This window comes from Granulicella cerasi, assembly GCF_025685575.1.
GTDB classification, from domain to species: domain Bacteria; phylum Acidobacteriota; class Terriglobia; order Terriglobales; family Acidobacteriaceae; genus Granulicella; species Granulicella cerasi.
Genome location: NZ_JAGSYD010000006.1, coordinates 180294 through 206730, shown reverse-complemented (window position 1 = coordinate 206730; position 26437 = coordinate 180294). Strand labels below are relative to the sequence as shown.

Below are 26437 nucleotides of genomic sequence, written 5' to 3'. Positions count from 1 at the left end.
GCATCTTGGCAGGATCGTATCAAGCGCCCTTACAGATTTGTTCATTGCTCTACGACGCTCGGTGCATAGCCTGGAAAGCTCTCTGACCTTACGCCGCAGATGTGCTGAGGCCCTAGCCTTTCTAGAGTCTGCTCGTCTCGTATCAGTCTCGGAAGATGAAAAACGAGTGGTCAGGTTGACCGATGCGGGCCGGATGAAGCTAGACAGAAGTCTGCGGGATGCGACTGACCTAGGGCTGCTTGTTCGCAGGCTCGGTATTGCGCTCGAGCGTGGGCACGCGAGACAGGGGCAAAACAACGATGAGGCTTAGTAGCTTTCAGTACCTACCAAAAACCGACGCAGGGTGGACATCAGGCCTTCTCCAGTTTGGGGACCTGTTCACGACAGTGCAGGGACCAAATGGCTCTGGAAAGACTCCCTTGATGAAAGGCGTGATGGCCGCGCTCGGCCATGAGTTGGAGCTGCCGCCAGCGATTCGCATGCATTGTCGTGCGGCTGAGATCGCCTTGGAACTGGAGGGCCGGCGGTTGATCGTGACCAGAGATCTAGCGGAAGAATACAGGCTCACGGTTGATGAGGAGGGATCGAGCACAACCTACTCAAATGCGAAAGACTATGCAAATTGGTTTATGGGCCTGCTCACGGAGTCGGCCCCCTCGCTCACAAACAAACAGAAGCAAGAAGCCATACTTTACCCAAGCATTGTCTTTCCTGCATTTTGGGTCGATCAGGATCATGGGTGGACGCAAGACTACTGGACACCGCCAAATAAGAACTTTCTACTGGATCAACGGCAAGAAGTGATCCGGTTCTTGATCGGATTGCCGCCCCGTCACCCTTTCAGGGCGCGTACAGCCTTCGAAGAGGCGAAGGCCGCTTTGGAAAAAACCGAGAAGTCGATCGAGTTACAGCGTTTCGTGATCAACCGTCTAGAACGAGACGAGCGTTTTGTCCAGGGAGAGACGCCCCGCCTCGAACAGCGGAAGGCACAAATAGAGCAGAATCTGGAAGACAGTCGGGTTGTGCTAGAGCTGATCCGCAGCACAACGAACGTGTTTGACCGCGAGCTAAGCGCTCTTGAGGCACAGCTGGCCACACTTGACGCAAGGGATGGTGCGCTAGGAAAGCGGCGAGAGCAGCTGAGCCTTGTCTTCTCCGAGTTGGAAGGAGAAGAGGAAATTCTCACGGCAAATGTCCAAGCGACGGATCTGCTTCGGCAATTCTGCGGGCGGGAAGACTGCTTGATGTTCCAACATTCGGATCGCTCATTCGGGCGCTCGCTCCTCTTTCTGAAAGATCAGATCAAAGATATGCGACGCACTGACGGCCAGCTGAGTCGGGAGATGGCCACGGTTGCAGAGGAGAAGAGACTCGTACAGGCAAAAATCAGCGCGAAACGTGCTGAACGCGCGGCCGCCGTCGAAGGCTCGCCGCAGGCGAGTATCAGCAGACAACTAAGCTCTTTGACCAATGAGCTTGTCGAAGTCGAGTTGAAGCTTGCCAAGTTGCGGCAGCTTGCAACGGAGCAGGAGAGATTTAATCGCCTGCTCGACAGACGCGAGCAAGAGGTAATCGCCGTTACGGCAGCGAGACCGCACGGAATTCGTGGCGTCGGAGCTCTTTCCGATGCGCGTCGCCTGCTGAGTGATTCCGTGCAGCAATGGCTGACTACGTTAGGAACAAAGAACTTCAACGGTGCTCACTTCGATGATGATCTTAATCTCTTCGTTGATGGGGAGCGTTTTTCGATCACGACGCATCAAAGCGGAAGTACTCGGACGCGTATCGTCTTGGCTTTTCATGCAGCGATTTTGGAGGTAGCCCTGGCACGGGGCGGCAATCATCCTGGATGGTTACTCTTCGATGCCCCCAAGCAACACGAACTCGATCAAGCCGATTTCGACGCGTACACACAGCGGTTGCAAATGGTCGCTTCAAGGTATCCCGGCAAGCTACAAATTGTCTTCTCCGCTGCTGATCTGAAGACGCAGTTCGAGGCGGGAGATGAAGTCTGGGCTCCCGCGTTTGCGGTGGGAGGAGGGCTCCGCTTTCTTGGACCGACTGCGTAGGAGGTTGTTATCGAGACACTATCGACGTTTTACAGCCGCACTGAGGTGATTGAGTGACTCTGCTAAAGAACTTCCTTAGACGCTACACGGATCTTCCGTCGCTGATCCACCTTCTGAGAACCCAAACAATTACATTTCTCGACCCATCCACGTGGGATGACAAGAATGGTGCTTACTTCATGGAACTCTACAAGGACCGGAGGAAGTTAACCTCTCTCTTAGCCATCTGCTGTTCCATGCAGTCAGAAACCTACCATCACTGGAGGGTGTTTTCACAAGGATCAGCGGGCGTGTGCATCTCGTTCAAACGTACCAACCTCGTCAACGCATTAAGAGAACAGTCGAAAACAGTGCGGAGTAGCGAAGTTGAATACCTGAAGCTGAATGAGAGTAGACAGCTGGATGCACACGGGGTGAACTCGTTACCTTTTCTAAAACGCTTTCCCTTTGGGGACGAACGAGAGTTTAGATTCATCTGGGAATCGAAGTCTCAACGGCTCAGAACGAAGACCTTACCGATCCCGCTTTCTTGTATAGACCGCATCTACTTAAGCCCTTGGATGCCGGAGTCGGTCGCGGAGAGCGTCAAGGAGACGTTGAGAGAAATCGATGGGGTTGCAGCCCTGCGTATAACAAGATCAACCCTGATCAGAAATGATGAGTGGCAGTGCTATGGGGAAAGGGTAGCCGGGGCTAAGCTCAAGCGGTAGGAACGCCATCGGTAGACCAGCCTTACCATTGTTAGTTTGTCCAAATGGACCATCCTGCGCCAGCGCAGCAACACAAATGCGAACAACTACGCCTGCCCTGTTCAAAAACTCTTGCAGTATGCCTGTAAGGACGCGGACTGCAGTTGCGCAGGTAGATCACATGTTCGAGAATCGCCCCATGGACCTTGAAAGCATCGTCAAGGAGATTGAGGCGCGGGCTCGCAACCATGAGATCGGGCGACTGCAGTCTCTTCGCAAGGATTTGAAACGACTGACGCGTCTGCCATCGTCATCAATCTTCACGTCGCAGACGATTTTCGCACCACACTACGCATATCATCATGGCGGGCGGAAGGAGCTACAGTTCAACGTCGGGTTTGATCGGGAGGGGACGTTCCGCCATGGTGTCGCCTTCTCTTTCGAGCCGAGCCAGACACTTCCGTATCCCGAAGAGCAGCTACTCCCGAGTGTTCGAAGATTCAACGAATACATCGCTCTGAACGCCAAATTATTTGCTGACATGTCAATGTGGGATTGGCAACGAGAGCATAGGAGAGATTCGGATCGCCCGGTGTCTCCGATTCTTCCAGACTTGGTACAGCGTCATGTATTTGTGTTTCTCGGAAAGATGCAGCCGATTGATGCCATCGATGTAGACCTGATCGTGTTCGATCTTGATCGTCTTATTCCGCTTTACCTGTATGTGGAAGGAGAGGGTGACTATGCGGATCCCAATAATGGTGAGAAAACGCCGTTTGTCCCGGGCTGCACAGTCAAGAAGCGCAGTACTTCTTCATCGCTTGCTGCGAGAACGCTCGACGTCGACCTACGGCATAACGCATTGCAGAGGAGCCTCTATACTCTTCTAGAGGCGCAGCATGGACATGGTTCTGTCGCGACTGAGTGGAAGTCTGGAGCAGGCAAGATCGACGTTGCCGTGCGTCGACCGGATGGCAAGTTGTGGATTTACGAAATAAAGACTTCACTCTCGGCGAGAGGCTGCATCCGCGAAGGCCTTTCGCAGATACTTGAATACGCCTACTGGCCTGGAGCCATCGAGCCGGAACGGTTGTTTATCGTAGGTGAGCCAGAGTTCGATAGAGAAGCCCGCGCTTACGTAGCTCTTCTGCAGCGACAGTTCAAGCTGCCGATCGAGTATCAGCAGCATGTTCTTCTTGAGTCAGAGTAGGCTCAACAGCCCTATGCTGTGTTTGGCGTATACAGAATCGATATCCTAGGGAGCTTGATCGTGGCTTCCTCAAGAACGTTCAGCTCGAATCAATACCGCCCTCGTTGAGACCGGGATTGTTCATCGAGTTTATCTCGCTCCGCTTTCAGGGGGCAGGTGCAGGAGGAGGAACTTGACTTCTGCCGCGCAGCCGGCGAGCGGAGGCCGGAGAGAGAGAGCGGGATCAGGGTGCAGGGAGAAAACCCAAGCGGGTTCTCCCTGCCGCTTTTTGCGGTGGCGAAAAGCGGCCCCGGCCAGCCGGAGCCGAGGCTTGAGGCTAGGCGGCTTTCTTGACTGAGGCGTCCTTCTTGGCTACCGATTTGACGGCACCGGACTTGGACTTTCTGGCTGGCGTGCTCCTAGGCTTTACCACCTTGGGCTTCTTCGGTGCGAAGACATGTTCGGCTTCTATGAGCAAATCCGGAGTGTTTTCCTGCGGAATGCCGATATGGTCGGAGAGGACGATGCGCAGCGCAAAGCCGATTAGCTTTTCGTCTGCGATGCTGCTGAGTGCGGCGAGCACGACCTCGTCGTCTGAGCGCTGTTCGTTCTCATCGATGCTGTAGTGCGTGGCTGCCTCTTCTAAGAAGTCGTAGGGATTGACATTGACCAGCAGACGGAGGAGGAAGCGCAGTTGGTCGGCGTTGAAGGATGCGGGAGCCTGCTCGATGATGCGTTCAAAGGTGGCGGCCCGTGCCTTGCGCTGTTTCTCGCGTCTGGCTTGCTCGGCTTCGTACTCCTTCTGCTGCCGCTCAAACTCCGCCTTGCGTTCCTCCTCCTTCCGCTTCTGTTCTGCATGATAGTCGGCCATGCGCTGCTCATGTTCGGCTTGGCGCTGGACGGCTTCTTCCTCCGTCTCGGCTTCGGGAACATCCGGCATGACGGGCGGCGGCTCGACCGGCTCCGCTGCATCGGTCTGGACGTGGTTCGTGTGCACCGGGCATTCTTCGTCAAGGCACACGGTGACGGTGCGGCCAACTTGCTTCCCAAAGACGATGATCGCTGCCTTGGACGATGGGCACGGCGGCTCGGCATCGGGATTGTCGGGTTCCGCAAGTTCGCGGTACTGGTTCCGATTGAGGGCGCCGGGACGCTGTTCTTTGGGCGAACGCCATGCGGTTTCGATCTGCACCAGTTCGGGTCGCGCGGCGATCTCACGGTCGATGTGCGCTGCGATCTTGGACTGGAAGCATGTGCCGTCATGGCATTGGTCGCCCTGCACGTCCGCAAAGAGGCTGGTGTTGTACCCGCTGCGGCGTGGGCAGGTAACGCAGGCTCCGGCCTCTGGTTTGAGGGCGATGTCCTCACGGTCAAAGGGAGCCTCGGCAAGGTTCAGGTAGAGATTGGCCTAAATCCACGCCGAAAGGTGCTTGGCTGGAAGCAGGTGCGCTTCCTTGTCCTGCCAGTCCTTGCGCCAGCAGTTCTCGAACGCTATCGCCTGATGCTCCTGAGGCAAACGGGCGATGAGATTGGCGTGGCTGGCGGTGATGCGTTCCTGTACGAATGCCTCGGCAACGGTGGGGATGAGTTGTAACAGGCTGAGACGCGCGTAGATGTGGCTGGCGCTCTTGCCGGACTTCTCGACCAAGGCGGCAACGTCATAGCCTGGGACATCCAACAGACGCTGGAAGCCTTGCGCTTCCTCGTAGGGATGAACGTCCACCCGCTGCGAGTTCTCGACAAGCTGCCACTCGACGGCTTCGGCATCGTTCAGTTCCTTGATGTGCGCGGGAACTGAAAACTCCTCCGCAAGCTGGCAAGCGCGAAAGCGGCGGGCTCCTGCGACTATTTCGAAGCCTTTCTCTTTTGGGCGAACAACGATGGGCTGAATGAGGCCGTGGGGCCTGATGGAGGCGGCGAGCTCCTCCAGCTTGGCCTGGTCGAATGTCTGCCGTGGGTTGGTCTTGGATTCGGAAATCTGGTCGATGGCGATGTATTGAAACGGGCTGCTGTCCTGCATGGTGCCCTCCTTTGGGCTTGGTGGGTTGCGGGTCACAGAGCGGCACACGTCGGGCTTTGTTCCGCTCCAAGGGAGCGGACTAGCCGAGAATGCACTTGTCCGTGAAAGCCTCTTCGTATCCCTGCAAGCGCAGGTTGTTGTCCCATGTGGCGGCGAATCTCTCGTGCTGCTTGCCGAGTTCCAACAGGGCGACGTAGTGGTCGCGGACGATGGCGCGGGAGACCTGCTCGACGGCAACGTAATCGTTGCGCCAGTAGTACGGAATCAGGTGTGCACCACCTGCATACCCAAGCTCGAAACACATCTCCGGGTCACGCATAGCGTCGCCGTTCTGTTCGCCGTAGTGCGCAACGGAAAGGGCCGGTAGACCGAGGGGGCCGGATTCGTCGACGGCTTCAATGACAAGCGGCAGGTAGGGCGGATTCTCGATGCGGACGTGCAGGCTCGGACGCCAGCCGCCCGCTCTCTTGAGGATGGAGAGAATGGTTTTCATGCCGCCACCTCCACAAGCTGCGGTTCGGTGGCTGCGTCCTCGGTGGTCTCCAGCATGGGAGGTTCCAAGGCCGCGAGAATGACGCTGGCGGTCTGCTGGATGACTTCCAAGCTCTCGGCCAACAGAGAGGCGTTGCCGTGGTAGAGCTGGATGTAGTCGGCGGATGCGCTGCCGGTTTCCAGCCCAACGGCTTTACCGACCACGAAAGCGATGGCTTCGGCTTCCGTCTCGCGCACGGTCTTGGTGGTGGCTGTCCGGCGTTCTGCCTTGTGCAGGAGTTCGTGCGCTGTCTCATGAACAAGCGTCGAAAACTCCTCGGCCTTGGACTGTCCGGGCAGGATGGCGATGCGTCCGCCGTAGCTCATGCCGAGGGCTGGCGCGATGTTCGCGTTGTAGACAAGCTGAATGCCTCTGCTCTTGACGAACTCGGCCAAACGCTCCACGTTCTCGCCAGGATCGCCGGAGACCTGGTGCATGTCGGGCAGGTCTGCACCTTCGGTCTGCGACACGTCGAAGACGTAGGCGTTGCGGAAGCCGAGTAGGGTGCGCTCGTTCTGCTTGGTGATGTCCTTCTGCGCTTCCTCGTCCTTTTTGCGGCGAATGCCGACGATGGGAGCAAGGATGCGGATGCCTTTCTGTCCGGCCTTCACGCTGCGGCCAAGGTTCTTCCACGTCCAGAACCCCGCAACGCGGGTCGCGGTCGGCATCTGCCGCGCGATCTCCAGCACGTTCCCAAAGCTGTACTGGTGAAAGCGGCTCATGGCGGTGAGGTAGTTGGTGAGGGCTTCCGAGTGTCCGGCCTCTAACTGCTGAATCGAGAGCTTGATGTTGGCGGCAATGAGTTCCTGTTTGGTGGTGGGCTTCTTGCTGTCGATGGGGGTGACGTTGTCGATCTTGGCGTTGCTGCTCATGGTGTTTGCTCCTTGTCGGCTTTGCTTTTGCACTTCCGCGTGAACTCGCGGCATGTACATGCCGAACGCCACCTGGCGAAGGCGGGGGTAGCAAGGTGCAAGGGGAGGGGTCTCCCCATCCTTGGAGCGGAGGCGGAAAGCAGGAGCGGAAAGGACGGAGCGCAGCGGAGGTCTGCACAAGCCCGCAGGGCGCGGAAGATTGGGGAAGCCCCTTGCGCCGCGCGATCGGGGCAGAGCCCCTTAGCGAGGTTTGGCTTCCGAATTGGTGCGCGGCAGCGCACAAGGTCTATAAGGGTGGGCGTTGCGGGCGTGAACGGCCCGCTGAGGAGGGTGGCGAAAGACGCGAAGCGGCTGAAGACGGGGAGGAGAACTCCTCCCTTCGGCACCTTCTGTAAGGCTCAAACTCGTATCGAGGAGTATTTGCGGCTCGCGGGAAGCTCGTGCTGAAGCGCCTCACGACGGGTCCAATTAATTTGCTGCCTACGGCTGTTTGGTGTGGCTATGTTCAAACCTTAGAGTTGCGGGTCGCCGCGTCGCAGAAAGCCCCTGTTGATGCTCGATTAGACACACAGTGGTGGATCCCGGCGGGACGCGCGAACCTGTATCGTGGCGACCCATAGCGAACAAACGTAGAAAATACGTAGCGTCACCTGGGAAACACTGATATCGTTTGATATCAGGTCGTCCCAGAGGTGCGAAGTGGCAAAACAGATGTTGATTCGTGATGTTCCCGACGAGTTGGTTGGATGGATAGACGGAGAGCGCGCGGACAAGCGTATGTCACAACGAGAGGTGGTCATCAACGCCATGATGATCGCAAGTGGCAAGCGCCCTGACAACGGAACCATGCTGATCGACTTCCCTTCAGCCAAGGCGACCGAAACGTACCTTCCTCCATTCAGCTTCATCGATCTCTTCGCGGGAATCGGCGGTTTTCACAGCGCCCTCGCCAAGATCAACGGAGAATGTCGATTTTCATGCGAGTGGGATGTACATTCGCAAAGGACGTACAAAGCGTGGCATCACCGGACCCCGGTCGGCGACATCAAGGATGTGAAGATTTCAGACATCCCCGACCACGATGTCCTAGCCGCTGGCTTTCCATGTCAGCCATTCTCCATCGCCGGTGTCTCCAAGCGTCAAAGTCTTGGTATAGCTCACGGTTTCGACTGCGCCACGCAAGGGAATTTGTTTTTCCAGCTTGCAACGATCATCAAAGCGAAGCGGCCACCTGTTCTGTTCCTCGAAAACGTAAAGAACCTCAAATCTCACGACAAGGGGCGAACCTGGGAGGTCATTCACAACACGCTGGATGAGCTCGACTACTGGATTTTCCCGAAGGTGATCGATGCTGCAGGCTGGGTGCCACAGCATCGCGAGAGGGTTTACATCGTCTGTTTTGACAAGCGTGCTGCATTCCCCAAGAAGCCGGACTTTGTGTTCCCAGAGCCTCCGGCTGGCCCGGCACCAAAGCTGCGGGACATTCTTGAGCCCGATCCTGACCAGAAATACACGCTCACGCCGCATCTGTGGGAATACCTGCAACGGTACGCGGAGGGGCACCGTCTCAAGGGCAATGGCTTCGGGTTTGGTCTGGTTGATCTGGATGGGGTATCAAGAACACTTAGCGCCCGGTATTACAAGGACGGTTCGGAGATTCTGATCCCCCAGGGCAAGAACAGACCACCGCGTCGCCTTACCCCTAGAGAGTGCGCGCGGTTGATGGGCTTCGATAAAGAGTTCCAAGACAATATCGTTGTGTCTGATACTCAGGCGTACCGTCAGTTTGGTAATGCAGTCTGTCCGCCGGTAGTCGAGGCCGTCGGGCGAGAGATTTCTCGTGTCATTGCTGAGAAGCTGATGGAGAATGGTTGCGTGTTGAAGAGAGCGGGCACACAGAGTGCCACGGGGGCAAGGGGAGCAGGTGACAAGCCCGTACTGCGAAAGAGCAATTGAAGATGCGCTGAAGCATGGCAACGCGCTGTTGAAGTTCATTTCTCGCAACAACGTCGGCTTGACCGGTAGTCATGAGTGCGGCTTCTATCTACCGAAGATCGTCCACGGGCTTTTTACACCTCACGGACCGGAGAAGGGTGCCAACAGCAAGCACGATCTCACAATCACTTGGCAGGATGGGCGAGTGACCGAATCGGTCATCACCTTCTACGGCAACAAGACTCGGTCGGAATACCGGCTCACCCGATTCGGCAAGGACTTCCCCTTTCTAAACGAAGGCGTTGTTGGTGACATGCTCGTGCTGATTTCGACTGCGCCGGGCGAAGCACTGGCCTACGTCCTTGATTTCGACGAGGACATCGAAGAGATCCAGTCGACTTTGGGCGTTGATGCTTTTGGGAAGTGGGGTGTCTTTATCGATGGAGCCCCCGCCACGGAAGAGAATGAAGATGCGTGCGTTGAGCGGCGGATCAGACAGTTCTCGGCTGGCTTCACATCGTTTCCTCCTAACGATGTGTTCTCGGCTGCGACTTTGGACATTCTGAAAGGCTGCTCGAAGAAGTTCTCAAAGAAGCCTCTGGATTTGGTGCTGGTTGAGGCCTACAGCACCGAGTACGAGCTATTCCGTGCAGTGGAACGTATTGTCTGCCAGAACGATGTGAGCGGTCGTCTCTTCAAGGACATTGACGACTTCCTGAAAGTGGCGGGCAGCATCATGAACCGCCGCAAGAGCCGTGCCGGCAGATCATTCGAGAATCACGTCCACGCGATTCTCGAAGCGGCCAAAGTACCGCATAAGATGCGCCCGGACCTTGGACCTGATGGGACACCAGACATCATCATTCCGAGCCAAGAAGCATACCTAGATCCCTCGTGTCCGCCAGAGAAGCTAATGGTGGTTGGCCTCAAGACGACTTGCAAGGATCGCTGGCGTCAGGTCACTCAGGAAGGGCTCAAGGTACCGCGAAAGCATCTCATCACCCTCCAGCAGGGCGTGACGGCGACGCAACTGAAGCAGATGGAAGCTGCGAATGTATCGCTGGTCGTTCCTACTCCCTTCCACAAGCATTATCCCTCCGATGGAGTCGTGCAGCCTCTAACAATGGAAAGCTTCGTCGAGGCTGCCCGGCGTCTAACGATTCGTGACTGATGTCCATACTCCCGAGCAGCGCAGCCGCAACATGGCGGCGATTAAGGGCAAGAACACAACGCCCGAACTGCTGGTGCGCTCTGCTCTGCATGAAATGGGGTATCGGTTTCGACTGCATCGGAAAGATCTACCAGGCAGACCTGACATCGTGCTTCCGAAGCACCGGGTCGCCATCTTCGTTCATGGGTGTTTTTGGCACTCGCACGATTGTCGCTGGGGCGCCGTGACACCAAAAACCCGGCCAAACTTCTGGGCAGAAAAGCGAGGCGGCACTGTTGAGCGGGATAAACGCAAGGACCAGCAGCTCAAAGAACTTGGCTGGCGCGTTCTTACAATCTGGGAGTGTGAAACCCGAACCTCAAGCGAACTAACCGTTCTGCTCAGAAAGGCACTGGCGCAAACACTGACGCAGAGCTGTTAACTTCCAGGACAGGTCAACTCAATATGCACTCGCCGGACGAAGTGGGTCGAACGCTAGCCGGGAAGATGTAAAAGGGCAGGAAAGCTTTCCTAAGAGAACTTCACCACTCGCGGCTCGTTCGACGGCGACGCAGATCATGCCGTCGCAACCTGTGTTCTGCGCATGAACCGCCAGCCTCGTGGATTTGGCGACCTGTTCGGCCCGCCGCTCTTGACCCCACAACTCGATATTGCTCACTCTGAGAGTGCTTCATCGGCAAGTCTGGCCTTTGCAAAAGCCTCGGCGCTCGGCCAGTCCGGGGAAACATAGAGGCTGGAGTTGATGTTGCCTCTACTTTCGTTGACGATGAAGAAAGACGTTGCGCGGGGGTATGCGCGGGGATCTTCAAGCGCCTGCTCGACCAACTCATCCCACAGGAATGCTTGTGCTTCGCCATTCACGTCATTCGGGTCATTCAGCTTTGGAAGACCTTCCGCATCGTAAATCGCTTCCGGTCTGAGAGTGTCCCAAAGCTTCTGCATGGAAATCTCATCCATGCTTTCAAATGCCTCTCTCGCATAGCTCTGATCGTAGGTCTTCAGAACCTCAACCTTCCGGTCTCCCGTCTGCTGCTCGAAGAATGTTTCCTGTCTTGGCACCCGTCCTCGCTACCCTGATTATTCCAGGGTTGGTCTCCAGCGTCCAGGAGCAAATTTGCCGATCAACAACATTCGCGTGATTCGCGGACAATCAATCTACTTGGTGGGGAACAGTAAAATCATGAGCGCTGTTCTCAGCGGGCTTGGCCTTTTGCTCAGCGCCTCCGGGGTCTTGTGACTCAGGCGGGGTCGCAGCAACCGCGGAGCTTAACTTTGGAAGCGACGCCTGTCGAAACGCGATGATTCCCGGTCGTGCTCCATAGCTGTGAAAGCGAGAAACGAGGTCATTCGTGAGGGCCTCTCTGAGTCTATAGTGCTTGTTGTTGGCTTTGACGAGGGCATCCGTAAAAGTGCGGCAAAAGCGGTAATTAACGAAGATCTGTCTCTGCTCGTTTTCGATTGCTAGTATTGGACTCTGCCAGACCGCTTGCGGGGAAACTTTCATTTGTTTTGCTGATGTTTCAACGCCCAATACATAAAGAGCGGGACCGGCTTGAGCCTGAGCGTAATCGCAAATGCCTTCGATCTGAACCAATATCCAGCGAACGTTCGCCGTCGGGTCCAACGAGAGTTGATCTCTCAGGAAACTCGTTGTGTCCATACCGAATGCCTCGCGGAATGGAGCATCTTCAAGCGTTGCGGCTGGGCATTCCAGCACTACACCTCGATCCGTGGGCTTCACCGCGCTAACATCCAGATCCACGTGAAGCATCGTATTCAGGTGTGCCGCTTCCTCGTCTGAAAGGTCGGCCTTCTTGCCGGGAGTGGCTATCGCCTGCTTCCAGAGCCTTTCGTCTGGCGCCGCCATTCGGAGTCTGGATACGCGGTCATACAGAATGGGCAGGAGAGCTTCGTTCACAGCAGCGAAACGGTCCTTTCCAACATTGCTAGCACCTACAGCCTCAGTGGCCAGCGCATTAAGCAAGCGCCCTATTTCTACGACAAGGGCTGGGGTGTCTCTCTTGTCGCTAGGCACCAAATTCACGAGTTGAGCTATGGTGTCCGCTGCTGCATCACTCACACGATTTTCCCAGTTAATGAGTGCTGCAATTTGAGGTTCTGAAACCACCATTTTCTGAACCGCTTGGACAAGCTTTGCGGGGTCAATGACCTCCGTACCGCGTATATGGTCGATTTTGGAAAGCGTCTTGATCTGAGTCGGGATCGCATGCGGAGTGTCCTGTAATCTTTCGCAGAGGAACTGAGCAAGGCCCTCCACCTGAGGGGGGAAAAGCGTCCAGACAATCAGCAAGAACGGACCATTGTTGGGGGCAATGTTGTCCCGTAGGATGCCCCCGATGGTGCTGAAGTGTTGAGTTTGGTCGTTGCTTTGGAGACTGAGATGCAAATCCATAAAGAGAACTCGGACTTGCTCCAGTTTCGCTCCATCTGGCAGGTCTCCGGTATAGAGCAGCTTCAGGCACGCAGCGCCTGAGGCGTTTAGAGCATCTGCAATTGCTACAAGGGCGCTGCTCTCATCATCGATTGCAGCTACGCGCGGCTTTGGCAGCATTAGCGTTTTTCTCCAAAAATCAGTGCAGCGATAGTTCCGTCATATCCTTCAGGCAAGTCGATTTCCCCCGGCTCTAAGAAGCGCAGCGATCCTCCACTCAGCTGCATAACCATGTTCACGTAGTAAAGTCCTAGTCCCATGCCTCCCGGTCGGCGAGTGTAAAACGGGGACACGACGCGGTCTGGAGCGTCCTTAAGCCCTGGTCCATTGTCAGCTATGATGATGGCGGGGCCCTCTTCAAGCTCGTTGGTGATGCCGGCATATATCTTGCGCGGCGTCATCTGACTTTTCGCTGGCACGTCTGGCCATCTCACACGCACCCAATAGAGCGCGTTGTCGATGAGATTGCCGACCGCTCCCACGACCAAGCCAAAGGACATCTGAGCATCGAAGTCTCCCAACCCGCCTTCCAAAATCGGTGCTTCAAAGCGAACTCTGTGGTGATTGAAGCGTAAGGAATTGTTGCGTCTTGCCCGATCAATAACCTTTTTTGCACTCTGAACTGCGCCGTCATCCCTACGAAGGATGGTCGCGAAACCGTCCAGCAGCCCCATCAAACCTTCCGATTGCTCTTGGACGGTTTGTCGGTTTTCACCCATCTGGATGGCGCGATGGAGGGTCTTTACGCCCCGTTCTACTTCATGAAATACCACCCCAAGATTGATACCGGCCATGCCAGCGTGCAGCAGGGTTCGTTGCATGTCTTCGTAGTCGAGCTCGATCTTATCTACATACTTGAAGAGTTTGCCTTCTAGGCCTTCACGCCTGATGGCACGGCGTAGCTCGTTCAAAGGCTGACGAATCTTCTCTGTCTCAATATCGGAAGCCTTACCTGTGAGGCTCCTAATAGCCTCTTTGTCTTTCTGCCGTTCGACTTCAAGGGTCATCAGGGCTCCGAGAACGATGTCCTTGAGATGTAGAAGTGCTTGATCCTCTACAAATCCTTCGCGGTTGGTCTTCTCGACCAGTGCTTGACTCGAATCAAGTTGGAGATTTATGGCTCCGATGATGATATTTCGGCTGATGCTTCTAGTGGGAGTGTTCACCCTACGCATGTCCAACCCCAGCCAGTCATCTGTGGGTTCGCCATAGTTGTAAACGCGGATTCCATCGCGGTACACGCGAACGCCGCCATTTTCATCAAGGTAATCCGTTACCAACTTGCTTTCGGTGAGTAGACGGAGATAATCACGATCGCGGTCGTATACATAGAAGTCGCCAGAGACGGGCCCGATCCCTTCCTGGAAGTCTGCCGTTGCCGTCACTTTGTCCCGTTTCGTGCTTGGGGGCAAAAGGAGCTTCTCGCCTGTCCCTACGAGTTCACGCCCCTCTAGTCTCAACAAAGGGATTCGCAGGAATTGATAGAACCAGTTGTATTCACCATCGATGAGTTCGAATGAAAATTTCCACGTCGCACGAGAAAGTATCGTTCCGACATCCGGGATACCGGCTATCCACAGTTCACGGCCCGGTACTTCTAGGACTGCTGAGAAAGAGCCGGGTTCATCGAAGGGAGAAACGATAGTAGTGATCTGTCTCTGCAGTCGACGGATGTCACCGCGAGACCAATGCTTTTGACGCAAATCGCTTATTGTGATCTGCGTGCCAGTCCGCTGCCCTGTGAACACCTGAGGCGAACGTTCTTCAATCTGCACAGGTGCTTCGGAAAGGAACGGTTTGGAGATTATCTGATTCCAATCGATTCTCACGACACACTCTCTGCAACCTGCATGCCTCGTGACCAATTCAATCGAATTACCGAGTTTATGAACTGCAAATCTTCCAACGCCTTTCTCACCTAGAGGCAGACGGTGGAACTTCGGACTGCGTATTAGCCGCTGACGCTGTACTTCTCGATTTTCGTGGCCCGGTACCAACCAGATGTCCGTTAAAGTTGATAGGGACATTCCTTCTCCGTCGTCTGTCACCGAGATCGTTGGCTCGTCTGTTCCCAACCCTCCTATTTCTACTGACACTTTGGAAGCATCGGCGTCATAAGCGTTTTTTACCAATTCGAAGACCGCTAAGCGAGCACTGCCAATCAGCTGGTCTCCGAGCAGCTGCAGAAGTCGCGCGCGGGGCCGAAACGTAGAACTATGACTTTGGAAAGATTCGCTCAAGGTATAAAGGATACGCGAAGTCCGCGTCTCGTCAGTTCAATTTGTGGAGAGTCGTCACGTCAACAGCTCGATTTTGGCGCCGCCGTCATCGATTGTTCTATTCTCCACTCGTTCATGTGCCCGAGCTCCATTGAGTGTGAATCCAAGAGGGACTACTGCTTCCTGAGGAGAGATTGGGCGGGCGTTTCGGTCGAAGAATTGGCCGCTGCCGTCGATGTGGAGCCAACCGTTCGGGTGTGCCGCTTGCTGGTAGCTCTGGATGCCGCCGTGTTCACGTTTCCAGAGCAATGAGTCGCACTGGGACGCTCCAAGAACTCTCTGGGCTGGCTCCCAGCGAATCGCGTCCTGCGTGGACGGTATGAGGCTCGCCGAGATCCTTTCGACCGAACGATCATAGGGATTGCGGACGAGATCGGTGACCTGCGTCGCATAGCGCCTAGTTAGCGACAACGTCGAGCGATCTGCCGCTATCCGCAGGACGTGGTCACTGATCAGATTAGCCACTCCTTCGGAATATGGAACGCCTTGCGCGAATTGTCTCTCCGCGAAGCTTATGTCTTGGTGCACAGTCTCCGGCCTCAGCATAGCGGCGTAGAGCTCGACGGGTATCCTCTGCGACTCAGGAGATGCTTTGCTCTGTTGGGCGTGTTCTCTATGAATGGTCAACATGTTGTCACTTCGGGGGCCGAAGTCGATGGCTGCTGATTTGCCGACTTCTCGGGCAAGATCTCTTTCCAACCGGCTGCCATCGTCGGTGTAAAGCCGCACGTCATACGCGGCTCGGGATACAGCAACGTAGGCGAATCTCTGATTTATGAGGTCGCGGTGTGCAGAGACCTCCACGTTGATCAGGACGCGGTCGGCTGTGAGCCACTGCGAACTATGTGAAGTAACCGCGTACCCGTGATCGAAATGGCGCATTTGTTCCGGGCGAAAGCTCACGACGCGAGGCTCTGCTCCGTCCAGACGGACTCTCAGTTCATGCGTTGTGCAGCTGTCCACTGTTCCGAGTTGTCGGTTCGAAACGCCCAGCGCACGATTGTTGGTTGTGAACTGGAGACGATCGCCTTCCGCGAACGGGCGCTGAACTTCTCGGTATGCGGTGATCCCGCTGAGTCGCTTGGGGTCGTACGTGACCTGCTGACCGTCTTGCCGCTCCACCGTGAGACGGTTGGCCTGCTCGTCAACGGCCCTGACGGTTGCATAGCCGAGTGGTCCGATTCCCAATTCTTTGCTGCCGCGTGTGTACTGGAGTACGTCTCCGGCCTGATATTGAGCCGCCCATTTGCGGTCTTCGCTGTTCAGTTCAAAACGAGGGACAAGCACCGTGAACTCCGTATCCGATCCTCGGACTGCGCCTCGCTCTCGGAGTTCAACGCGGATGAATTGGTTCAATTCGATTCGGCTCGCAACGATGGGAATGGGTTACTTCCAATCCGATTCGTCACGTCCGTCAGAGTGCGAAACGTTCCCGAATTCCGACGGTGCTTTCTCCGGAGCAAATCAAGCTGTTCCTGGAGAAGCTCGTTGATCTTCCGAAGACGGCCGTCCTCCTTGGAGCATCTACCGGCCTTCGGGTCGGTGAGATTCTCGGGCTGAAGTGGGAGGACGTGGATTTCGAGACTCTCGAACTCCGCGTGACCCGCGATGTGGTCAAGCAGCGGATCGAGCGTTGCAAGACCGAAGCGTCGCGGAAGCCGGTTCCTATCGGTGCAGAAGTTGCCGAGATCCTGTTCGCGTGGCGTTCGCGCTGCGCCTACAACCAGCCGGCAGACTGGGTATTCGCCAGTCCTGCCAAGAAGGGGAAACAGCCGTACTGGCCGAGCTCGATCTACCGGGTGTATCTGAAGCCCGTGCTTGAGAACGATCTCAAGATCACGGACCCGGTCGGCTGGCACACGCTACGGCACAGCCTTGGAACCCTGATGAAGGCCAACGGTGAAGATGTGAAGACGATTCAGGAGACTCGTCGCCACGCCAACTTCAAGGTCACCATGGATGTGTACACGCAGGCTGTGACCGAGGTGAAACGCAGTGCCCACAATCGAGTCGTAAGACAGATTATGGGAGGCGGGACGCATGGGGAAGAAGAGTAGTTCAACAGGCTCCGGAACCCGGAAATCCTTATTGAACCTTTTTGAACCCATGTTTTTGGGGAGCGAAGCTCGTAAGTGCTTTGTTTTGTTGGCGTCCCCGACGGGATTCGAACCCGTGTTACCGCCGTGAAAGGGCGGTGTCCTAGGCCACTGGACGACGGGGACGCTTGAGGTGGGAAACACGCCGGAAGCGCGTCTACCCTTTTAGGGTATCACGTTTTTAGCGAGTTTGAAACAGCTTGCCAGAGCGAACAAATCGACGCACATTGGCATACTGCATCAGGATAAAGTTGTCCGTCATGCCCGCAATGTAATCAGCCACGACGCGCGCCAACCCCTCGGACTCCATCTCCGCGACGTAGCCCTCAGGCAGTTCTTCGGGATACTCCATCCAGAATTGGAAGAGTTCAGTAACGACCTCTTCAGCCTTCTTGTGCTCGAGTTCAAGCGCATCGCAAGTGTAGAGCGTGTTGTACAAATACTGCTTCTCTTCTTTGCGCTCACTCTCCGCCTGGTCTGAGAAAACGGCGATGCGTCGGCCCAGCTTACGAACATCCTCGAGCGTTTCGCAACCAGCCTCACGCGCGTTCTTTGCAGTGGTCTGAATGAGATCGATGATGAGCGTCTTCTGCATCGTCTGCAGAGCGTCGTGGAAGACGAAGCGTTCTTCCGCAGCGGTATGTCCGCGGTTCACGGCATCGTAGCTGCGACGCAGGATGCTGATCTCATCGCGGATGTGACGCACGTCGAGCAGTCCGCTCTCAACGCCGTCATCAAGGTCCGCAGTGAGATACGCAATCTCATCGGCGAGATCGATCAACTGCGCCTCAAGCGGCGGCATCTCGTCGAGGAAATATTGTGCAAGCTCGGGATGCGTAACGGCGCTGTAATCGCGTGAATGCTTGATGATGCCTTCGCGCGTACCGAGCGTGAGGTTCAGCCCGCGATGCCCCGCGTAGCGTTGCTCGAAGCGCTCCACGATGCGCAGCGCGTGGATATTGTGGTCGAAACGGAGACCGTGTTGCTGCAGGCACTTGTCGAGCGCGCGCTCGCCTGCATGGCCAAACGGCGGATGCCCAATGTCGTGTACGAGTGCAAGCGTCTCGGCGAGATCGACGTTCAGGCCGAGCGCTTTTGCAACGTGACGAGCAACCTGCGCGACTTCGATGGTGTGCGTAAGACGTGAGCGGAAGTGGTCGCTCGCGCGACTGGTGAAGACCTGCGTCTTCCCTGCCAGGCGACGGAACGCACGCGCCTGCACGATGCGATCACGATCACGCTCGAAGGGCGTGCGGCCATCAACGACAAGCGGCGCAGGATGCTCGCGCAGCGCCAGCCGTTGTTCTTCTGCACCGAATACGCCGAGACGTTGTAGGTCGTAGCTCACGAAGTCCAGTGTAGTTTGCGAGCGAAGCGCGAAGGTTTACTCCTTCGTTGCTCCGCCCTCTTTCGCTGCGCCACTGTGTGCCACGCGCACGCGCGCAGTCTCCAGCTTCTTCTGCACCTTCGCGACGTCAGCAGGGTCCGCCTCAGGCGGAAGCGCCGTTGCATAGAGCGCAACCGACATCTCCCACGAGTGAACCGCCGCCTGCAGCTTGCCGTTCTTCGCTTCAATCTCGCCGAGATGGTCCATGATCGACGGATCGTTCGGCTGACGCTGTGCGGCCTTGCGCGCGAACTGCTCAGCAAGCGCGTACTGTCCCTGCTTGTAGTAGACCCATGCGAGCGAATCGAGGTACGCGCCGTTCTGCGGATCGTAGGCAACGGCCTTCTTCACCATCGTCAACGCTTCATCCAGTTTCACGCCACGCTCGGCGAGCATGAAACCGAAATCATTCTGAATCGAGGCGCTGTTCGGATCGATGGCGAGCCCCTTGCGGAAGTCCACCTCCGCCTGATCGAACATCTTCTGGCGCTCGAGAATCGAACCACGGAAGTAGTAAGTGAACGCCTTTTCTTCGGGCTTCTTTGCGAGCGGTTCGGTCGCATCGACCGTGGCGATCGCTTCCTTCCAGTGCTTCGCGCGGGCCTGCATATCAGCCACGACGAACGCGACTTCGCGATCCTCCATCGGTTTGCCGGTCTTCTGTGCGTTCGCGAGCTTGATGCCCTCTTCGAGCTTGCCGGCATCGCCGAGCTGACGCGCATAGGTGAGCTGTGCTTCGCGGTTCGTCGGCATCGCCTTCGCTGCGTCCTCTGCGGTCTTCAGCGCCGACTTCCAGTCATGCGCATCGCGATAAGCGTCTACCGTAGAGTCCGTGCCGCGAAGCTGATAGTCGCCGCCGAGAGCACTCATCTCCGCGTACGCTGCAACGGCGTCCGAGGTCTTCCCCTGCTCACGATAGACGTTCGCAAGACGGTCGAGGAACATCGCACGATTGACGAGGTCGGAGTCCTGATACTTCCCGTCGGCCGAAGCAGAGTCGTCGAGAGCCTTACGGAACTGCTTCGCCGACTCGTCAAAGTTGCCCAGCGCGTCGTAGACGAGACCGAGGTTGTACTCCAGCTCAAGGTTGTTCGAGACCTGAGCATTCGCCTTCTGCAACAAGCGCAACGCCTCTTCGTACTTGCCGTGCTGGCGAGCAAGCTCTGCCTGACGAATCAGCGCCTGCGGATCCTGCCGATCACCCTTCAGAATCTGCGCATAGACCTTCGCGGCCTCGTCGGACTGACCATCTGCCAGCAGCGACTGCGCCAGGGCCTTCTTCGCATCCTGATTGTCGCCGTCTTCTGCGAGCACCTCGCGGTAGGCTTCGATGGCGTCCTTCGGCTGCTTGAGCTGGTCATAGATGCTGCCCAGCGCGAAGTTCATGCGCGGCGTGCGGTCGTCCACCGGAACATCAGCGATGACCTTTGCGGCGTGCTTCAAGTCGCCCTGCTCGCTGTAGAGACGCGCGAGGCTCAGCGTCACTTCTTCTGAGCCAGGCGAGAGCTTCTGAGCAATGCGGAACTGCTCTTCGGATTTCGCGCTGTCATGCGCCAAACCATAAAGCTGTCCGAGCAGCAGGTGCGTTTCGAGATTATCGGGCTTCAGCCGAGCGATCGTTTCGTACTCAGAAATGGCGGCGTTGAGAATCTCCTGCGACTGCTGGCCTTCACCATTGCCGAGCGAGCGCAGATACGTGCGGCCGAGCAGCATGTGCGCGTCCGCGTCATCCGGATTCCGCGCTACCTGCGCCTTGGCGGCGTCGACGGCTTCGCGTACGCGACCCAGATTGAAATAGAGATTGGCAAGGCCGTTCGAGAGCACGCGTGAATCAGGGTCCGCGTCGAGAGCCATCTTGTACTGCTCAATGGCCTGCGTGGCGTAATCCTGACGACCGCTCTGCTGGGCCTGATTCTCGTACACCTTCGCCAAACCGTAGTGGTAGTAGGACGAGGCGTGGTCCGGCGCTTTCACAGCGGGGTTGACGGCAGGCTTCTGGGCCATAGCCGAGGTTGCTACAGCGATCCAAATCGCAAGGGCCGAACGGCGAACAAGAGTCATCGAGAATCCTGGGTGAAGCGTCACTTCACTTCTTGTAGTAAGCATCCTACTCGTTTCTTAGACGCTTCACCCTGCCGATTCGCTTCCTACTCCGTTTTCCTGCCGCAATTTACGCGGCAAACGCGCTCTAGCCGTGGCGGAAGTGGCGAACGCCGGTCGCGAGCATCGTCACACCGAGGCGGTCCGCTGCTTCCACAACCTTCGCGTCATTTACCGAGCCGCCCGGTTGGATGATCGCCGTCGCACCTGCTGCGACGATCGCCTCCAGGCCATCGGGGAACGGGAAGAACGCGTCGCTGGCCGCTACAGTGCCTGCCAGCGGCAGCGCAGCCTTCACTGCGCCGAACTTTGCCGCGTCCACACGCGACATCTGGCCTGCACCGATGCCGACCGTCTGGCCGAAGCCGTCCTTCACGCGTGCGTAGACGATCGCGTTCGACTTCACGTGCTTGCAGACGGTCCAGGCAAACTGCAGTGCCTTCAGTTCGTCGTCTGTCGGCTTGCGCGCGGTCATGACCTTCAAATCGCTCGCCGGAACGCGGATGTGGTCGTCGTCCTGGACGAGGTAGCCGCCGGAGATCTGCTTGAGCACCGTCGAGACGGCCTTCGGCTGAATCTTCAACAGGCGAAGGTTCTTCTTCGCCGCAAAGATCTGCAGAGCCTCTTCGCTGAAGTCAGGCGCCACGATCGCTTCGACGAAGAGCTTCGCGATCTCAGTTGCCGCAGCAGCGTCGACCGGGCGGTTGATACCGATCACGCCACCGAACGCCGAGACGGGATCGGCTTCCAGCGCGCGGCTGTAAGCCTCGAGCACCGTGTTGCCCTGGCCTACGCCGCAGGGGTTCGTGTGCTTGATGATCGCCACAGCGGTCTCTTCAAACTCGCTCGCCAGGCCCCAGCAAGCATCGAGGTCAACGAGGTTGTTGTAGCTGAGTTCCTTACCCTGCAGCTTCTGCGCGTTGGCAATGCCGAACTGCGAGCCGTCGGTGTAGAGCGCCGCACGCTGGTGCGGGTTCTCGCCGTAGCGCAGCGAGGTTTCGCGCTTGGCGATCACGCGCAGCGTCTCGGGCAGATCGTTCTCCGTCGCCGCACGCTTCTCCAGCTCGCTGGCGATTGCCGCGTCATACGCAGCGGTCGTCGCGAAGACCTTACGGGCAAGCATCCAACGCGTCGCCTTGCTGAGCGCACCGCCGTTCGCTGCCATCTCCTCGGTCAGCTTCGCGTAGTCGGCCACGTCGGTGACGACCGCGACATCCTCGAAATTCTTGGCGCCAGAACGCAGCATCGACGGACCGCCGATGTCGATGTTCTCGATCAGGTCCTCCAGCTCCACGCCGGGCTTGGCAGCAGTCTTCTCAAACGCGTAGAGGTTCACCACGACCATGTCGATCGGTCCGATGTTGTGCGCCTCGACGGCAGCGACGTGCGCCGGATCTTCGCGGCGATGCAGCAGGCCACCGTGGACAACAGGGTGCAGCGTCTTCACGCGGCCATCCAGCATTTCCGGGAAGCCGGTCAGCTCGCTGATGTCCTTCACATCAAGACCTGCATCACGCAGGGCCTTCGCGGTTCCGCCGGTGGAAACCAGTTCGGTTCCATTCGAAGCCAAAACGCGGGCAAACTCTACCAACCCGCTCTTATCCGTTACGGACAACAATGCACGCTTGATCGTCTTAAGGTCGCTCATTCCACCGTTCATTGTAGGCTCTGGCTGCGACATTTTCGTCACACTTCGTGTGTCGGCTTCTGCAACGTCTTCGATTAGCGCACGATCCGCGTGACCCGCTAAAATACCTCCGTATGCTCGATTTAGCTTTTGTCCGTGCCAACCTGCCGCTGGTGCAGGAAAAACTCGCTTTGCGCAGCCCGGAAGCGGCTGCCCTGCTCTCTGGATTCGCCGAGCTCGATAGCGAGCGCCGTGCCGCCATCACCGAGGTCGAAACCCTCAAGGCGCAGCGCAATGCGCTCTCGGCGCAGTTCGGCCAGCTCAAGCGCGAAGGCAAGGACATCACCGCCGTTCAGCAGCAGTCGAACTCGCTGAAGGATCGCATCGCCGAACTCGAAGCCGTGGCCGTCGCCGCGGACGACAAACTGCGCGGACTGCTCCAAGCCGTGCCGAATCTGCCTGTCGACAGCGTTCCCGCAGGCAAGGACGAGCACGATAACCAGATCATCAAGACCTGGGGCGAGCCGGTGGAGCTGCCCAACGCCAAGCCTCACTGGGAGCTCGGCGAAGCGCTCGGCATTCTCGACTTTGAGCGCGCGGCGAAAATTTCCGGCTCGCGTTTCGTCGTTCACTACGGCTCCGGCGCGCGCCTCGAGCGCGCCCTGGCCAACTTCATGATCGACCTGCACACCCGCGAGCATGGCTACGTGGAAGTGTTGCCGCCGAACATGGTGAACTCCAAGTCGCTCTTCGGCACGGGCCAGCTTCCCAAGTTCGCGGAAGACCTCTTCCACTGCGACGACGAGGGCGCGTTCACCGGTGAGCTCAAAGACTCTGACCACTGGCTGATCCCCACCGCCGAAGTGCCGGTCACCAACCTCTTCCGCGACGAGACGATCGACCTCAGCGGCGGCAACATCAGCTTCTGCGCCTACACGCCCTGCTATCGCGCCGAGGCCGGCAGCCACGGGCGCGACGTGCGCGGCATGATCCGCCAGCACCAGTTCCAGAAGGTCGAACTCGTGAAGTTCGTCGCGCCGGAAACGAGCGAAGCCGAGCACGAAGCGCTCACTTCGCACGCCGAAGCGGTGCTCGAAAAACTCGGTCTTCCCTACCGCCGTATGCTGCTCTGCAGTGGAGATATGGGCTTCTCCAGCGCGAAGACTTACGACCTGGAAGTCTGGCTTCCGGGCCAACAGACCTATCGCGAGATCAGCTCCTGCTCGAACTTCGAGAGCTTTCAGGCACGCCGCGCGAACATCCGCTTCAAGCCGGCGGGCACGAACAAGAGCGAGTTCGTGCACACGCTGAACGGCTCTGGCCTCGCGGTCGGGCGCACGTACCTCGCGATCCTCGAGAACTATCAGCAGCCGGACGGCTCCGTACGCGTGCCGGAGGCGCTGGTGCCGTACATGGGCGGCGAAACAGTCATCACGCCGCAGCGATTCGGGAAGGCGATCTAAATGTTTCGACTGCTCAAGTCTTACTTCTGGTGGACCCACGACCGCGGCTCGCTGCACTACGACATCATGGTGACGCTGATCCTCGCGTTCCTCTTCATCGGCCCGCACTACATCGACTTCCGCGACAAGCCGCAGGCCCCGCCGACGTTGACGCCGAGCGAGGTGCTGGTGAAGCACGCGATGGACGGCGATCACCGCATGATCTTTGAGGTCCGCGACGCCGACCTCGGCGGCGCCATGACAGAGGACGACCGCCGCACCGCGATGGCGAAGGTAATCGACCCGATCGCCGGTTCCGTGCAGATCGAAAAGATTGCCCCGGTGAACGATGTTCACGGAAAGATCGTCGCGTGGGACGCAACCGTCAGCCGCTAGTCGTCACAACTCCCCGGCGCAAAGCTGCGTCTGTACCAAGAGGCTTCTCCCGAAGCCGCACGAGGAACGCATGAAGAAGCTGATCCTGTCCGCGATGTTCGCCGTCTCCCTCACCACCAGCGCGCAGCTGCCGATGGTCATCACCAAGCTCGACGCTGCCAGTGCAAAGTTCAAAGGCGCGGAAGCCGACGTGGCCTATGACAACTATGTGCGCGTCGTGAAGGACCACACCAAACAGACCGGCAAGATCTTTGTCCTGCGTCAGGGCAAGGCCGTCAGCATGGGAGCGCTCTTCTTCGATCCCGGCGTCAAAGAGCCTTCGAAGAAGATCAACTACGACGGCGGTACGCTGCAGCTCTACACCCCCGGCACCAATCAGGACGATGTCTTCAAGGCGGGCAATAACCAGGCCAGCTATGAGAGCTTCCTGACGCTCGGCTTCGGTGGCTCAGGTACGGACCTCGCGAAGGCGTGGACGATCAACGACCTGGGCAGCGAGACTGTGAACGGCGTGAAGGCCGAAAAGCTCGACCTCGTTTCGAAGGATGCCGGTGTGCGCAACAACTTCACGCACATCACGCTCTGGCTTGATCTCGATCACGGTGTTTCCGTTCGCCAGATTTTCTTCCAGCCGAACGGCGACACCCGCACGGCGGATTACACGAACTTCAACTACAGCGGCAAGGTGAACAAGAAGCCGTACAGCATTCCCGGCAACGCAACGAAGGCTGCACACTAAGTTCCCCGCTCCATCAGCCCTTCGCCCAGCTCTACGACTGCGCGGAGGGCTTTTCCTTTGCAGCAAACCACGCGGCGATGCAGAGCAACACCACCGGCCAACACTCCACCGTGTACCGTTGCTCGGAGTTATCGATCGTCAGAAGCAGCAGAGAGCGCAGCACGACGAACGCAATGCCAGCGATGACCGCAGGCTCGGCGAACAACTCACGCTTCCGCCAGAAAGCCCACTTCGCGGCAACGAGCAACAACAGATTCAGCCCTGCATATGCCGCGCAGACGAGCGATCCTCCGGGGTGCTCGCTCCAACGCCACCACGCCAGCGGCAGCTTGAAGAACTCCGTGCGCGGACGTAGCCACATATCGAGCAGCCGCCCCACGGGCATCCACACATAAGTGCGTAGCGGATGAGTCTGCGTCCGCTCGCGCGCGAGCTTTGCGAAAGCCGCATCGTTTGCCGGACTCGCCGCCTGATCGCGGTTGTACACCGCCAACGCCCTCGCCGTTTCCTGGCGCTGAGCCGGCGAATCAAACGCTCGCGCGGGCAGATCGCTCAAAGTCACGACGGCACCATCCCACAGCCAATACACGTTGACCGTCGACCAATACTCCATCGCCCACGTGCGATACCAGCGGTTGAAGCCCATCGCGACGAACTCGCCCGGATCGTTCGCGTACTTCGGTGCCAGCGGCTGCCAGACGTGCATCACGCGTTTGTTGCGGACAGTCCAGCCCAAAATCGGAAGCGCTACCAGAAGACAGACCAACAACGCCGGCCGCAGTGCCTTTCGCCAGTCCACCGCGAAGAGGCCGATGAGGCAAACCACCGTAAGCAACCCGCGATCAGGCCGCAGTTGCACAGCAAATGCAGACGCCGCGCCCATGATCCAAACCCAGCGCCACCGCTTCGTCGCCTTCCAGCGCTCAAGCCCGACAAGCACCGCGACGAGGCACACCATTGCGAGGCTCTCTGTCAGCGCCAGCGCGTCATATTCTGCGGTAAACGGGCACAGGCACGCCAGCCACATCATCGCCAAGCCAGCGCTCGGCCCCCACATGCGCCCGAGCGACCTCGCTAAAGCCCAGCATCCAGCCAGGGCAAGCACGATCTGCACCCAGACGAGCGCCGTATAGTTGCCCATGCCGAAGAGAAGGAAGTTCAGCGCGGTGAAGAGCGGATATCCCGGCAGGCGAATGAGCGTCGGCCGTACCACATGCCCTTCCGTAAGCCCGTAGACATGGTGCGCCCACATATTCTGGGCAAGGTCGCCGTAGACCAGCGTGTCGCCATCAAACCGCGGATGATGCAGTGCAAAAACGGCGCGCAGAGTGAAGCCGCACGCCAAGGCGAGCCACCACCATCTCCATTCGCGCCAGCTTGCCTGCATGTTCCTGCATCATAACCGTCTACGCGGCTAAAATAGCTGCGGAGTCCCTTTGCCC

22 protein-coding genes and 1 tRNA gene are annotated in these 26437 nt (G+C 57.7%); 10 read left to right on the top strand and 13 right to left on the bottom strand.

The features are described 5' to 3' along the window. Positions 1–419: 419 nt before the first annotated feature. The 3 genes from OHL11_RS17165 (at position 420) to OHL11_RS17155 (ending at position 3968) form a co-directional block, all read left to right on the top strand. Positions 420–2069: a hypothetical protein gene (locus tag OHL11_RS17165; RefSeq protein ID WP_263372772.1), complete on the top strand. Its 1650-nt coding sequence runs from the start codon at positions 420–422 to the stop codon at positions 2067–2069. 179 nt (positions 2070–2248) lie between these two features. Continuing rightward, a complete protein-coding gene (locus OHL11_RS17160; protein WP_263372771.1) occupies positions 2249–2779 on the top strand; it encodes a hypothetical protein in 531 nt (176 codons plus the stop codon). A gap of 178 nt (positions 2780–2957) precedes the next feature. Next, the gene (locus OHL11_RS17155) at positions 2958–3968 is read left to right on the top strand and encodes a PDDEXK family nuclease (protein WP_263372770.1); all 1011 of its coding nucleotides are present in this window, start codon (positions 2958–2960) and stop codon (positions 3966–3968) included. 316 nt (positions 3969–4284) lie between these two features. Here OHL11_RS17155 and OHL11_RS17150 read toward each other — a convergent pair whose 3' ends face one another. From OHL11_RS17150 to OHL11_RS17135, 4 genes are all read right to left on the bottom strand, one after another. Beyond that, complete coding sequence (locus tag OHL11_RS17150) at positions 4285–5229, bottom strand: hypothetical protein (protein ID WP_263372769.1); 945 nt, start codon at positions 5227–5229, stop codon at positions 4285–4287. 126 nt (positions 5230–5355) lie between these two features. Further along, positions 5356–5967, bottom strand: a complete 612-nt coding sequence (locus OHL11_RS17145) for a ParB/RepB/Spo0J family partition protein (protein WP_263372768.1) — start codon at positions 5965–5967, stop codon at positions 5356–5358. Between the two features lie 79 nt (positions 5968–6046). Continuing rightward, positions 6047–6460 carry a DUF6908 domain-containing protein gene (locus tag OHL11_RS17140; RefSeq protein WP_263372767.1) on the bottom strand — a complete coding sequence of 138 codons (414 nt, stop codon included), beginning with the start codon at positions 6458–6460 and terminating at the stop codon, positions 6047–6049. Further along, the gene (locus OHL11_RS17135; protein WP_263372766.1) at positions 6457–7371 is read right to left on the bottom strand and encodes an ArdC family protein; all 915 of its coding nucleotides are present in this window, start codon (positions 7369–7371) and stop codon (positions 6457–6459) included. The genes OHL11_RS17140 and OHL11_RS17135 overlap by 4 nt, the downstream gene beginning before the upstream one ends. A 699-nt stretch (positions 7372–8070) precedes the next feature. Between OHL11_RS17135 and dcm the strand changes: the two genes are divergently transcribed. From dcm to OHL11_RS17120, 3 genes are read left to right on the top strand one after another with little or no spacing between them, the layout of a single operon-like run. After that, positions 8071–9327, top strand: coding sequence for a DNA (cytosine-5-)-methyltransferase (gene dcm, locus OHL11_RS17130; protein WP_263372765.1), 1257 nt, complete (start codon positions 8071–8073; stop codon positions 9325–9327). Next, entirely contained in the window at positions 9296–10477 is a 1182-nt protein-coding gene (locus OHL11_RS17125) for a type II restriction endonuclease (RefSeq protein ID WP_263372764.1), read from the top strand. The genes dcm and OHL11_RS17125 overlap by 32 nt, the downstream gene beginning before the upstream one ends. A 31-nt stretch (positions 10478–10508) precedes the next feature. Then, on the top strand, positions 10509–10898 hold the full coding sequence (locus OHL11_RS17120) for a very short patch repair endonuclease (protein WP_263372763.1): 390 nt from the start codon (positions 10509–10511) through the stop codon (positions 10896–10898). A gap of 233 nt (positions 10899–11131) precedes the next feature. Here the strand turns inward: OHL11_RS17120 and OHL11_RS17115 are convergent, their stop codons facing one another. From OHL11_RS17115 to OHL11_RS17100, 4 genes are all read right to left on the bottom strand, one after another. Next, positions 11132–11536 carry a hypothetical protein gene (locus OHL11_RS17115; RefSeq protein WP_263372762.1) on the bottom strand — a complete coding sequence of 135 codons (405 nt, stop codon included), beginning with the start codon at positions 11534–11536 and terminating at the stop codon, positions 11132–11134. Between the two features lie 91 nt (positions 11537–11627). Then, complete coding sequence (locus tag OHL11_RS17110) at positions 11628–13049, bottom strand: hypothetical protein (RefSeq protein WP_263372761.1); 1422 nt, start codon at positions 13047–13049, stop codon at positions 11628–11630. Next, complete coding sequence (locus tag OHL11_RS17105; protein ID WP_263372760.1) at positions 13049–15169, bottom strand: ATP-binding protein; 2121 nt, start codon at positions 15167–15169, stop codon at positions 13049–13051. Before OHL11_RS17105 ends, OHL11_RS17110 begins: the two co-directional genes overlap by 1 nt. 54 nt (positions 15170–15223) lie before the next feature. Then, on the bottom strand, positions 15224–16495 hold the full coding sequence (locus OHL11_RS17100; RefSeq protein WP_263372759.1) for a hypothetical protein: 1272 nt from the start codon (positions 16493–16495) through the stop codon (positions 15224–15226). Between the two features lie 158 nt (positions 16496–16653). Between OHL11_RS17100 and OHL11_RS17095 the strand changes: the two genes are divergently transcribed. Beyond that, the gene (locus OHL11_RS17095; protein WP_263372758.1) at positions 16654–17265 is read left to right on the top strand and encodes a tyrosine-type recombinase/integrase; all 612 of its coding nucleotides are present in this window, start codon (positions 16654–16656) and stop codon (positions 17263–17265) included. An 89-nt stretch (positions 17266–17354) separates the two neighbouring features. On the opposite strand, the gene OHL11_RS17090 is transcribed toward OHL11_RS17095, so the two are convergent. The 4 genes from OHL11_RS17090 to purH form a co-directional block, all read right to left on the bottom strand. Next, a tRNA-Glu gene (locus OHL11_RS17090) sits at positions 17355–17430 on the bottom strand. 55 nt (positions 17431–17485) lie between these two features. Continuing rightward, complete coding sequence (locus OHL11_RS17085; RefSeq protein ID WP_263372757.1) at positions 17486–18652, bottom strand: deoxyguanosinetriphosphate triphosphohydrolase family protein; 1167 nt, start codon at positions 18650–18652, stop codon at positions 17486–17488. Positions 18653–18688: 36 nt separating this feature from the next. Beyond that, positions 18689–20752, bottom strand: a complete 2064-nt coding sequence (locus OHL11_RS17080) for a tetratricopeptide repeat protein (RefSeq protein WP_263372756.1) — start codon at positions 20750–20752, stop codon at positions 18689–18691. 127 nt (positions 20753–20879) lie between these two features. Then, entirely contained in the window at positions 20880–22439 is a 1560-nt protein-coding gene (gene purH / locus OHL11_RS17075; protein ID WP_263372755.1) for a bifunctional phosphoribosylaminoimidazolecarboxamide formyltransferase/IMP cyclohydrolase, read from the bottom strand. A gap of 113 nt (positions 22440–22552) precedes the next feature. On the opposite strand from purH, the gene serS reads away from it, so the two are divergent. From serS to OHL11_RS17060, 3 genes are all read left to right on the top strand, one after another. Beyond that, positions 22553–23881, top strand: a complete 1329-nt coding sequence (gene serS, locus OHL11_RS17070) for a serine--tRNA ligase (RefSeq protein ID WP_263372754.1) — start codon at positions 22553–22555, stop codon at positions 23879–23881. Then, positions 23882–24256 carry a hypothetical protein gene (locus tag OHL11_RS17065; protein ID WP_263372753.1) on the top strand — a complete coding sequence of 125 codons (375 nt, stop codon included), beginning with the start codon at positions 23882–23884 and terminating at the stop codon, positions 24254–24256. It begins immediately after the preceding gene. Between the two features lie 70 nt (positions 24257–24326). Next, entirely contained in the window at positions 24327–24995 is a 669-nt protein-coding gene (locus OHL11_RS17060; protein ID WP_263372752.1) for a LolA family protein, read from the top strand. Between the two features lie 31 nt (positions 24996–25026). Here the strand turns inward: OHL11_RS17060 and OHL11_RS17055 are convergent, their stop codons facing one another. Further along, a complete protein-coding gene (locus OHL11_RS17055; protein WP_263372751.1) occupies positions 25027–26382 on the bottom strand; it encodes an ArnT family glycosyltransferase in 1356 nt (451 codons plus the stop codon). Between the last annotated feature and the right edge of the window lie 55 nt (positions 26383–26437).

Excerpts from the sequence above, each read along its gene's own strand:
- OHL11_RS17160 (WP_263372771.1), top strand. The coding sequence starts at position 2,249 with ATGGAACTCTACAAGGACCGGAGGAAGTTAACCTCTCTCTTAGCCATC.
- OHL11_RS17155 (WP_263372770.1), top strand. The coding sequence starts at position 2,958 with ATGGACCTTGAAAGCATCGTCAAGGAGATTGAGGCGCGGGCTCGCAAC.
- OHL11_RS17145 (WP_263372768.1), bottom strand. The coding sequence starts at position 5,967 with ATGCAGGACAGCAGCCCGTTTCAATACATCGCCATCGACCAGATTTCC.
- OHL11_RS17140 (WP_263372767.1), bottom strand. The coding sequence starts at position 6,460 with ATGAAAACCATTCTCTCCATCCTCAAGAGAGCGGGCGGCTGGCGTCCG.
- OHL11_RS17135 (WP_263372766.1), bottom strand. The coding sequence starts at position 7,371 with ATGAGCAGCAACGCCAAGATCGACAACGTCACCCCCATCGACAGCAAG.
- OHL11_RS17120 (WP_263372763.1), top strand. The coding sequence starts at position 10,509 with ATGGCGGCGATTAAGGGCAAGAACACAACGCCCGAACTGCTGGTGCGC.
- OHL11_RS17110 (WP_263372761.1), bottom strand. The coding sequence starts at position 13,049 with ATGCTGCCAAAGCCGCGCGTAGCTGCAATCGATGATGAGAGCAGCGCC.
- OHL11_RS17080 (WP_263372756.1), bottom strand. The coding sequence starts at position 20,752 with ATGACTCTTGTTCGCCGTTCGGCCCTTGCGATTTGGATCGCTGTAGCA.
- purH (WP_263372755.1), bottom strand. The coding sequence starts at position 22,439 with ATGAGCGACCTTAAGACGATCAAGCGTGCATTGTTGTCCGTAACGGAT.
- serS (WP_263372754.1), top strand. The coding sequence starts at position 22,553 with ATGCTCGATTTAGCTTTTGTCCGTGCCAACCTGCCGCTGGTGCAGGAA.
- OHL11_RS17065 (WP_263372753.1), top strand. The coding sequence starts at position 23,882 with ATGTTTCGACTGCTCAAGTCTTACTTCTGGTGGACCCACGACCGCGGC.
- OHL11_RS17060 (WP_263372752.1), top strand. The coding sequence starts at position 24,327 with ATGAAGAAGCTGATCCTGTCCGCGATGTTCGCCGTCTCCCTCACCACC.
- OHL11_RS17055 (WP_263372751.1), bottom strand. The coding sequence starts at position 26,382 with ATGCAGGCAAGCTGGCGCGAATGGAGATGGTGGTGGCTCGCCTTGGCG.